This window comes from Curtobacterium sp. PhB142, assembly GCF_004341255.1.
Lineage (GTDB): Bacteria > Actinomycetota > Actinomycetes > Actinomycetales > Microbacteriaceae > Curtobacterium.
Window position 1 is genome coordinate 374,392 of record NZ_SLUT01000005.1, and the last position, 10,340, is coordinate 384,731.

Here is a 10,340-nt window from a genome sequence, read left to right on the forward strand (position 1 = left end):
GATCCCATCGTGGTCAGCCCTTCGCCGGCTTCAGCGCCTTGAAGATCTCGGCGTTGTCCGGGCTCGCCCAGACCGCCGGGAAGGCGTAGAGGTCGTCCTTCGTGGGCCAGCCGGTGAACTTCGCCGCGTGGAACTCACTCGTCGTGCCGCCGGTCATCACCGGGATGTACGGCAGGTCCTCGACGATGTGCTGCTGGATCGTGTCGATCTCCGGCTGCGTCGCAGCGGTGTCGGACGGGTCGATCGTCGCGAGCTTCGCGATGGCCTTGTCCACGTCGGGGTTGCTGTACCGCGAGATGTTCATCGGGGCCGCTGCGCCGACCTTCGCGGTGTTCGCCGTCGTGAAGTAGTTGTTGTACAGGTAGTACGGGTTCGCCGTCGGGCCCTGGCCGAGCGAGTCGATCGCGAGCTCGAAGTTGCCCTTGGTCTTCTTGTCGGTCCACTCGTTCCACGACGACTGCTGCGCCTTGAGCTCGATGCCCGCGGCCTTGAGCTGCTGCGTCATCGTGTCGATCGCGGTGATGTAGTCGGTCCAGCCGGTGACGACCTCGACGGTCAGGGACAGCTTCTTGCCGTCCTTGGCGTAGATGCCGTCCGAGCCCTTCTTCCACCCGGCGCCCTCGAGCGACGACGCGGCGGCGGCCTTGTCGGCGGTCTCCGGCATCACGGCCGGCTCGATGTCCTTCGAGATGGTGTCCTTCTGCGTCGTGGTGAGCGCGAAGGTCGGCGAGATCTCGCTCGCGGTGTTCTCGAACGCCAGCGAGTTGAGCTGCTTGCGGTTGATCGCGTCGGCGATGGCGTGACGCACGGCCGGGTCGGTCTGCGGGCCGGTGCAGCCGAGGTCGGTGTTCGCGCAGGTGAGCAGCGCCATCTGGTTCTGTCCGACGGTGATGCCGTCGTAGCCGTTGTAGTTGCCGGCGATGTCGTCCATGTTCGGCACCGGGCCGGTCTGCCAGTCGATCGAGCCCTGCTTGAGCGCGTCGGCGCCGGCGGTGTTGCCGGAGAGCGACAGGTAGCGGATGGTCTTCACGGCCGGGGCGCCGTCCCAGTACTTCTTGTTCGCCTCGAGGGTGAAGGCCTGCGCCTTGAAGGTGCCGAGCGTGTACGGACCGGTGCCGACGGGCTCGCGCACGACGTCGGTGGTCGGGTCGATGTCCTTCCACAGGTGCTCCGGCACGATCCAGGTCTTGCCGAGCAGGTTCGGGCCGAGCACGAACGACGGCTTGTCGAACGTCACGACGACCTTGTCATCGCCGTCGGCCTTCGCGGTGCCGTCGTAGCCGATCGAGTTGAGGGCCTTCTGCTTCTTGAGCATGTCGAGCGTGAACACGACGTCCTTCGAGGTGAAGGGCTCGCCGTCGCTCCAGGTGGCTCCGTCGCGCAGCGTGATGGTGAGCTGCGTGCCGTCGGCGTTCCACTCGTACGACTTGCCGAGCAGCGGCTTCGGGTCGTTCGTGTTGACGTTGGTGATGAAGAACAGCGACTCGTAGATCGTGCCGACGCCGCCGATGTTCGACGGTGACCACGGGTTGAAGTTGATCTGGTAGTCGCCGGACTGTCCGGTGTAGGCGACCAGGGTCGAGGCGGCGTCGTCCTTCGTGCTGGCGTTGCCGCTCGCGCTGCAGCCGCTCAGCGCGAGGCCGGCGGCGAGGAGGACGGCGGCGCCGATGGCGAGCCGTGAACGGGTTGGGTTGAACATCGTTGTCCTCTCGGTCTGCGTCGTCGCAGGATCCACGTTGTGAGCGTGATTGTTACACGCGTAAACTAAGGCGGTCAAGGGGTCGGGTCACGGCCCCGTCACGATTGAGGAGACGCAATGGAGCGGACCACCCTGGACGGCACGTGGACGGTCGAGGCGGTGCACTGCCCGGCACAGGCCGATGCGCACCGGGAGCCGGTCGCCGCGACCGTCCCCGGCTGCGTGCACACCGACCTGCTGCGGGCGGGCCGGATTCCCGACCCGTTCGACGGCGACAACGAGGCTGCGACCCAGTGGATCGGCGACACGGTCTGGCGGTACCGCCGCACCTTCGCGTGGTCGGGCGAGACCGGCACGGGCCCGACCACGCACGCCCGCCACGACCTCGTCGCCGACGGACTCGACACCCTCGCGACGATCGAGCTGAACGGCATCGTCGTCGCCACCACCGCGAACCAGCACCGCGCGTACCGGTTCCCCGTCGGGCACCTGCTGCGCCCCGGCACGAACGAGCTCGTGATCACCTTCGACGCCCCGGTCCCCGCGGCCGAGCGACTGTCCGCCCTGCACGGCGGCGAACTCCCCCACGTCAACCACCACCCGTACAACGCACTCCGCAAGAACGCGTCGAACTTCGGCTGGGACTGGGGCATCGACGTCGCCACGAGCGGCATCTGGAAGTCGATCGGCATCGAGTCGTGGAGCGACGCCCGCATCGCGGCCGTCCGCCCCCTCGTCGACGTCGACGGCACCACCGGCGTGCTCACCGCGCACGTCGACGTCGAGTCCGCAGGTTCCACCGGGGCCTTCTCCCAGCACATCGGGTCGGCTCCGGTCGCAGGGGTGTCCGGTCGGGCCGGCCTGGAGGCGCGGGTCACCCTGACCCCGCACGTCACCCCCGGCGGGGCCGACGGCCACGGCGCCGCCCTGGCCGAGCAGCGCACGTCCGCCCCCGGCGCGAGCGGCACCGAGGCGGCGGCGACGCCCGTCGGGTCCGGCACCGTGCCTCCCGGCCGCCCGTCCGCGCCGGGCGCGACGTCCATCACCAGCGTGCGCGCCGTCGTCGACGGCTCCGCCGTCGTGCGGCTCGAGGTCCCCGACGTCGCCGTCTGGTGGCCGCGCGGCGAGGGCGAGCAGCCGCTGTACGACGTCCGGGTCGAGGTCGGCGACGACGTCTGGACCGGCCGCGTCGGGTTCCGGACCGTGACGCTCGACACCGCCGCCGACGCCGGCGGAGCCCCGTTCCTGCTCCGGGTGAACGACCGGCCGGTGATCGTGCGGGGCGCGAACTGGATCCCCGACCACGCGTACCTGACAGAGATGACGCCCGAGCGCTACGCCGACCGGATCGACGACGCGATCGAGGCGAACGTCAACCTGCTCCGCATCTGGGGCGGCGGGATCTACGAGTCCGACGACCTGTACGACCGGTGTGACGAGCTCGGCGTGCTCGTCTGGCAGGACTTCCTGTTCGCCTGCGCCGCCTACGCCGAGGAGCCCTGGCTCGCCGATGAGGTCGAGCCCGAGGTCCGCGGGGCCGTCACCCGGCTCAGCCCGCACCCGTCGCTCGTGGTGTGGAACGGCAACAACGAGAACCTCGTCGCGTACGCCGAATGGGGCTGGCGGCCGTCGCTCGTCGGCCGGACCTGGGGCAACGGCTACTACCGCTCGCTCCTGCCCGCGATCGTCGCCGAGCTCGACCCGACCCGTCCGTACACGCCGGGCAGCCCGTTCTCGTTCGACGAGTACCTGACGCCGAACGACGAGCGGAACGGCAGCGTGCACATCTGGGACGTCTGGAACCGGCTCGACTACCGCGCCTACGCCGACTGGAACCCGCGGTTCGTGGCGGAGTTCGGGTTCCAGGGGCCGCCCGCCTGGTCGACCCTGACCGCGGTGGTGCACGACGAGCCGCTCGACCCCGACGGCCACGAGATGCTCGTGCACCAGAAGGCCGACCAGGGCAACCGGAAGCTCGCCGACGGCATGCGCGGGCACCTGCCGACGCCGACGAGCATCGAGGACTGGCACTGGGCGTCACAGCTCAACCAGGCGCACGCGATCCGCTTCGGCATGGAGTGGTTCCGGTCCCGCACGCCCGACAACACCGGGATGATCGTCTGGCAGCTCAACGACGACTGGCCCGTGGTGTCCTGGGCGCTCGTCGACCACGCGGGCATCCGGAAGCCGGTCTGGTACGCGGTGCGGCAGGCCTACCAGCCGGTGTTGCTCACGGTGCAGCCGTCTGGCGGCAGTGGGCTCGAAGTCGTCCTTGTGAACGCGTCCGGGGCGCCGGTCGCCGACGAGGTCACGGTCTCCCGCGTCGCGTTCGACGGCACGGTGCTCGACTCGTCGTCGTTCTCGCTCGCCGCCGCACCCGCCGACGCCGACCGGGTCACGCTGCCGGCCTCGCTCGCGGTGCCCGGGGACGCCGGGTCCGAGGTGCTCGTCGTCACCGGAGCCGGAACCCGCACGGTGTTCGACTTCGCCGAGGTCGTCGACCAGGTGCTCGCCCGCTCGCCGCTGTCCACGTCGGTCACGGCGACCGACGACGGGGCGGTCGTCACGGTGACGGCGACGTCCTACGCGCGGGACGTCTCGCTGTTCCCGGACCGTGTGGACCCGGCCGCTCGGGTCGACGACGGGCTGGTGTCCCTGCTCGCCGGCGAGTCGGCGACCTTCACGGTGACGGGTGCGCCGGGCATCGACCCCGAGGCACTCGTCGGCCCGCTCGTCCTCCGCCACGCGGGCTCGCTCCTCCCCTGACGAGCCCCGCGCCCGGGCGGGGACGGGTTCTGCCAACGGCGTGACGGTTCTGGTTCACGATCCTCCGAGATCGCGAACCAGAACCGTCAGCACACCAGTACGGCCGCGCCGTCCCGCCGAGCGGGCGAAACACCCGCGTGCGCACGCCACGAACCGGGATGTTCCGCCCGCTCGCCGGCCGCGCCTGCCCGACCACGGCCGACGGCCGTCGGCGGCCGGCAGGCAGGCCAACGGCGGCTGGCAGGCCAACGGCGGCCGGCAGGCCAACGGCGGCCGGCAGGGCCGGGCGGGTCAGTCGAGGGCGTGCAGCTCGAACACGATCGCGGTCGCGGGGGCCAGCAGCGGCAGCCGCGCCCCGACGTCCTCGAGCACCGCGCCCGACAGCTCCAGGTGCCCGCGCACGAGCCACGCCGGCGGCACCATGTCGAGCCCGTGCGGCACCCGCAGCCCAGCGACGGGGGCGAGCCGGTAGCGCCGAGCCCGGTCGAGCCCCCGCATCCGCAACGGCACCGGCAGCGACTGCGGCCCGGTCTCGGTCCGTGCGACCCGCACCAGTGCCCGCGACCGGTCGACGGCCACGACCGAGGTCGCCACGAGCCCGGGGTCGCCGAGCTCCAGGTGCCGCAGGCGCCCGGTGTGCAGCAGCCCGCGTTCCCGCTTGTACAACGCCGTCCACGCCCGCAGCCGGTCGAGCTCCGTCGGGGGCAGCCGGGTGACGTCGGTCTCGATGCCGGCGGACCCGAACAGCGACACCGCCATCCGGAAGTCCAGGTCGAGGTGCCGGCCGGTGGTGTGCGAGACCTCGGGGCCGACGTGCGAGCCGATCAGCTCGAGCGGCAGCAGCGCCTCGGTCCACCGCTGGATCGGCAGGCGTTCGAACGCGTCGTTCGAGTCCGACGGCCACACCCGGTCGGTGCGCTCCAGCACGCCGAGGTCCACCCGGGCACCGCCGCTCGCGCACGCCTCGATCTCGAGCCACGGGTGCCGGGCGCGCAGGGCGTCCATCAGCGTCCAGACCCCGCGGGTGTGCGCGTCGATGCCGGCGCGTCCGGCGTGGACCGCGTGCACGATGTCGCGGTTCTGGTCCCACTTCACGAAGTCGACGTGGTGCGCCCCGATCACGGCGGACATCGCCTCGAGCACGTACGCCCGCGCGAGCGGGTTCGCCATGTCGAGCACGTACTGGTTCCGCCAGGTGCGGACGTCGTCCTCGGGGCGCTGCAGCAGCCACTCGGGGTGCGCCGCCGCGAGCTCGGACACCGGGCTCACCATCTCGGGCTCGAACCACAGCCCGAACTCCATGCCGAGACCGCGGACCCGGTCGACGAGCGGCCCGAGGCCGTCCGGCCACACCGTCGGGTCGACGCGCCAGTCCCCCAGCGACGTCGAGTCCGAGCGGCGCCCGAGGAACCAGCCGTCGTCGAGCACGAACCGCTCGACGCCGATGTCCGCGGCGGTCTCCGCCAGGGCCACCAGGGGTGCGAGGCCCTGCCGGTAGTAGACGGCCTCCCACGTGTTGAGCACCACCGGCCGGGGGCGCTTCGGGTGGCCGGGGCGGCTGCGGAGTGAGTCGTGCAGCCGGTCGGACAGGCCGTCGAGCCCGGCGTCGCTCCACACGAAGACGGCGTCGGGCGCGGCGAAGGACTCCCCCTGCCCGAGGACCACCTCGCCGGCGCGCAGGAGTTCCCCGGCACCGAGCAGCGGTCGCGCCTCGGCGAGCAGGTCGTGGCGGTGCACCGAGTCGGCGCTCCAGGCCAGGTGCACACCCCAGACCTCACCGGAAGCGTCCGAGAACCCCGGCGTCCCGAGCACGAGCAGCGTCGGGGCGTCGTGGCCGGTGCGACCGCGGCGGCTCTCCCGTGCGTGGCTGCCGGCGGTCAGGGTCCGGCGCTGCGGGGTGCGCTCCCGGGTCCAGCGTCCGGCCAGGTCGAGCACCTCGCCGACCCGTTCGCCCACGGGCAGCGTCGCCTCGAGTGCCTGCAGGTGCACGGGCACGGCGGCCCCGTTCGTCACGGTGTGCCCGACGCGCAGCACCCCCGCGGCGTCGAGCCGGAAGGCGCTCCGCAGCAGCAGTTCGTCGGACACCGCGGTCACGACCAGCGCGCCCGGCTCCGCGGTCACCTCGACGTCGCGCCACCGCGGCACGAGCGGCAGCCCGTCGACGTGCCCGGCGATCGCGGGTCGTCCCTCCCACCCGTCGCGTTCGGTCGGCAGCACGGTCAGCGGCCAGGCTGCATCGAGGGCGCTCGGTCCGAGCGGCCGTCCGAGCGCGAGCAGCAGTTCGGCGCCGTCGCCGTCCGTCACGGGTCCGACGTCGCGGCCCCAGTGCAGCACCTCGGGCAGCCCGTCGTCGGCGGTCGCCAGCACGAGCGACACCCCGCCACCGCGCAGGACCTGCACCTGCCGTCCGTCGAGTGCGCGCGCCGGCGCCGGACCGCGGTCCACGACGGTCACGACGCACGCTCCTCGCGCAGGACGCGGACGCGACCGGCGGGCACGACGGTCTCCGGCCCGTGGCCGGAGCCGTCGAGCAGGTCCGTACCGGACGCGACGACCGTCACGTCGTCCGCGCGGTGGTTGACGAGGAACAGGAACACGGATCCGTCGTCGTGGACGCGGCGCACCGCCTCCAGGCCGGGAGGCGCGGTGACCGTCCGCGGGAGCGCGCGCTCCTCGATGACCCGGTCCACGAGCCGCTGGGTGCTCTGGGCAGGCAGCATCGCAGACACGTACCAGGCGCCGCCGCCGACGGCACGGCGGGTGACCGCTGCGCGGTCCGCGAGCGGTCCGTCCGTGTACCGGAGCACGACGTCGGCGTCGTCGACCACGACGGCCTCGGCCCAGTCGGTGACGGTGCCGCCGTCGTCGAGCGTGCGGGTCTCGTCGCGTTGCAGCGGGGTGAACTCCTCGCTCCAGGCGCCGAGCACCTGCCGGAACGCGCCGGGGTAGCCACCGGAGCGGATGCGGGCGGTCTCGTCGGCGACGCCGGACAGGTAGGTGACGATGAGGGTCGCGCCGCGGTCGACCACCGCGGCGATCCGTGCGGCGGTGGCGTCGTCGACGACGAGCATCGTGGGGACGACCACCACGTCGTATCCGTCGAGGTCGGCGTCCGAGGGCACGACGTCGGTGAGCACCTGTCGGTCGTGGAACGCGGCGTACCAGGCTCGGAGCTCCCGCGAGTACCGCAGTGCTCGGTGCGGCTTCAGCCCGGACTGCAGCGCCCAGCCGGACGGCTCGTCGACGACGATCGCGACCCGGGCCGGTTCGACACGGCTGCCCTGCACGGGGGCGAGGTCGCGGAGTGCCCGGCCGAGCGCGACGACCTCGCGCCAGATCCTGGTGCGGGTGCCGGCGTGCGGGACCATCGCGGAGTGGAACTGCTCGGCCCCCGCGGTGGAGGCCCGCCACTGGAAGAACAGTGCGCCGTCGGACCCGCGGGCGACGTGCACGAGCGAGTTGCGCAGGATCTCGCCCGGTTCCTTCGCCCGGTTGCGCTGCTGCCAGCTCGGGCCGCCCGTCGAGTGCTCCATGAGCAACCACGGGGTGCGGCCGGCGGTGATGCCGCGCATCCGGTCCGCAGCGAGGGCGAGGTCCTGCTCGCGGTGCGGGTCGTCGACGAGCGTGTAGTGGTCGTTCGCCGGGATCGCGACGTGCTTCGCCCACTCGGCGTAGTCGACGACCTGCGATCCCGCACCGACCATGAAGTTCGTCGTGACGGGGACGTCCGAGTGCTGCTCGATGACGGCCTTCTCGGCGTCGAAGTGCCGGAGCAGGGCGTCGGACGAGTACCGCTCGAAGTCCAGGAAGAGGCCGGGGTTCGGTGCGCCCCCGACGCCACGAGGCGGTGAGACCTCGTCGAAGGACGTGTAGGTGTGCCCCCAGAAGGCCGTTCCCCACGCGGCGTTGGCGGTGTCGACGTCCCCGTACCGGTCGGCGAGCCAGCGCCGGAAGTCCGCTGCCGACTCCTCGCAGTAGCAGCGGCCGTTCCCGCCACCGAGCTCGTTGCTCACGTGCCACAGCCGCACCGCCGGGTGGTGACCGTACCGTTCGGCCAGGGCGCCGACGATCCGCAGGGCGTGCTCGCGGAAGACCGTCGACGCCGCACACCACCCGAGGCGTCCGCCCGGGCGCTCCCGTCGCTCCGTGGCGTCCACCGGAAGGACCTCGGGGTGGGCGGTCAGCAGCCAGTTCGGCGGGGCGGCGGTCGGCGTCGCGAGGTCCACGGCGATGCCGTTGTCGTGCAGCAGGGCGATGACGTCGTCGAGCCAGTCGAAGGTGTACTCCCCCGGCGACCGCTCGAGCAGCGCCCACGAGAAGACCCCGATCGTGACCAGGTTCACCCCGGCCTCGCGCATCAGGCGGACGTCCTCGAGCCAGACCTCGCGCGGCCACTGTTCAGGGCTGTAGTCGCCGCCGAACGACAGGCCGTCGGTCGGCCACGGGACGGTGGGGGCAGCGGTCACGGCATCTCCTTCGATGGGTGGACCGCACCAGCCTCCCGTTTCCGGCGGTGTTTGTCAACGTGTGTAACTAACGCGCTGTCAGTGGTCCCGCATCAGGTCTCGAGCAGCTGCCGGATCGCGAGGACCGCACCCGCTCGCGCCCACTCCGAGAACTCGAACGGCTGCACCTCGACGGTCACCGGCTGCCGGTACGGCGCCAGGGCCGCACGGAGCGACTCATCCACCGTGGTCCGCGCCAGGTCGTACACCGGCAGCCCGTCGCCGGTCAGGACGATCGCGGCAGGGTCGGCGATGTGCACCGCGGTGGCCAGGACGACACCGAGTGCTCGTCCGGCGTCCTCGAACGCCGCCACGGCCTGCTCGTCACCGTTCCGCGCGAGCTCGACGACCTGCTCGTAGGACGATCCCTCGCGCCCGGCGTTCCGCACGATCACCGGACTCGGCAGGTAGCTCGAGGCACACCCCGCGTGCCCGATGCCGCAGTCGGGCCCACCACCGAGGACCGGAAGGTGCCCGATCCGACCGAGCCGCCCGTGCTCGCCGGTGGAGACCTGCCCGTTCACGATGAGTCCGAGGCCGAGCCCCTCACCCACGGTGACCAGGGCCATCGACCCGCGGCCGGCGCCGGCACCGAACCAGTGCTCCTTGACGGTCAGGGCGTGGACGTCGTTCGCCGTGAAGGCTGCGAGCCCCGTTCGCTCCCGGACCATCCGGGCGAACGGGACGTCGGTCCACCCGAGGAACGGCGACGACGCGACAACGGCCTCCCCGCCCCGGGTGAGGACGTCACCGGGCAGGGAGACACCGACGGCGCAGATCGCGGGGTGGACGGCACGGAGGCGCTCGTGCACGGTGCTGATCTGGTCGGCCAGGTCCTCCGGCACGGTCGACGGCACGGTCTCCTCGTGCAGGGCGAGGACGCGTCCGCCCAGGTCGGTCACCGCGGCGTACAGCCGTTCGCGGGTGAGCTTGACGCCGAGGAACTCCCACTGCCCCGAACTCGACTGCAGCAGCTCCGAGGGCCGACCGGTGGCCCCACGCACGTCGGTACCGACCTCGACCACGAGCCGGTGTGCCACGAGGATCCGCATCGCCCGGGTCAAGCTCGCGCGCGACAGCCCGAGCGACCGTGCGATCTCCGCTCGCGAGAGCGTGCCGTGGATGAGGATCTCCCGCAGTGCCAAGCGGGAACCCTCGGGCAGTGCCGGCCAGGCTTCGGTCATCGTTCCTCCGTCGTCGGCTGATCCTACGGCTCAGCCCGGAAACGCAGAAAACCCCTGACCAGTGCTGGTCAGGGGTTCCCTGGTGTTGCCTACGTTAAGTCCGGCGGCGTCCTACTCTCCCACAAGGTCCCCCTTGCAGTACCATCGGCGCTGAGAGGCTTAGCTTCCGGGTTCGGAATGTGACCG

Annotated in this window: 5 protein-coding genes and 1 rRNA gene; 1 reads left to right on the top strand and 5 read right to left on the bottom strand. The window is 72.0% G+C overall.

From position 1 onward, the window contains the following. Positions 1-13: 13 nt before the first annotated feature. Complete coding sequence (locus EDF31_RS12515) at positions 14-1,699, bottom strand: ABC transporter substrate-binding protein (protein WP_131846341.1); 1,686 nt, start codon at positions 1,697-1,699, stop codon at positions 14-16. Positions 1,700-1,816: 117 nt separating this feature from the next. Here EDF31_RS12515 and EDF31_RS12520 point away from each other — a divergent pair, with 117 nt between their 5' ends. Continuing rightward, complete coding sequence (locus tag EDF31_RS12520) at positions 1,817-4,465, top strand: glycoside hydrolase family 2 protein (protein WP_131846342.1); 2,649 nt, start codon at positions 1,817-1,819, stop codon at positions 4,463-4,465. Positions 4,466-4,756: 291 nt separating this feature from the next. On the opposite strand, the gene EDF31_RS12525 is transcribed toward EDF31_RS12520, so the two are convergent. From EDF31_RS12525 to rrf, 4 genes are all read right to left on the bottom strand, one after another. Next, complete coding sequence (locus EDF31_RS12525) at positions 4,757-6,919, bottom strand: alpha-galactosidase (protein WP_243650020.1); 2,163 nt, start codon at positions 6,917-6,919, stop codon at positions 4,757-4,759. Continuing rightward, complete coding sequence (locus EDF31_RS12530; protein WP_131846343.1) at positions 6,916-8,931, bottom strand: beta-galactosidase; 2,016 nt, start codon at positions 8,929-8,931, stop codon at positions 6,916-6,918. Before EDF31_RS12530 ends, EDF31_RS12525 begins: the two co-directional genes overlap by 4 nt. 92 nt (positions 8,932-9,023) lie before the next feature. Continuing rightward, complete coding sequence (locus EDF31_RS12535) at positions 9,024-10,154, bottom strand: ROK family transcriptional regulator (RefSeq protein ID WP_131846344.1); 1,131 nt, start codon at positions 10,152-10,154, stop codon at positions 9,024-9,026. A gap of 98 nt (positions 10,155-10,252) precedes the next feature. Beyond that, a 5S ribosomal RNA gene (gene rrf, locus EDF31_RS12540) occupies positions 10,253-10,340 on the bottom strand; the annotation flags it as partial.

Bases quoted from the DNA above. Each gene is read 5' to 3' on its own strand.
- EDF31_RS12520 (WP_131846342.1), top strand. From the start codon at position 1,817: ATGGAGCGGACCACCCTGGACGGCACGTGGACGGTCGAGGCGGTGCAC.
- EDF31_RS12515 (WP_131846341.1), bottom strand. From the start codon at position 1,699: ATGTTCAACCCAACCCGTTCACGGCTCGCCATCGGCGCCGCCGTCCTC.
- EDF31_RS12535 (WP_131846344.1), bottom strand. From the start codon at position 10,154: ATGACCGAAGCCTGGCCGGCACTGCCCGAGGGTTCCCGCTTGGCACTG.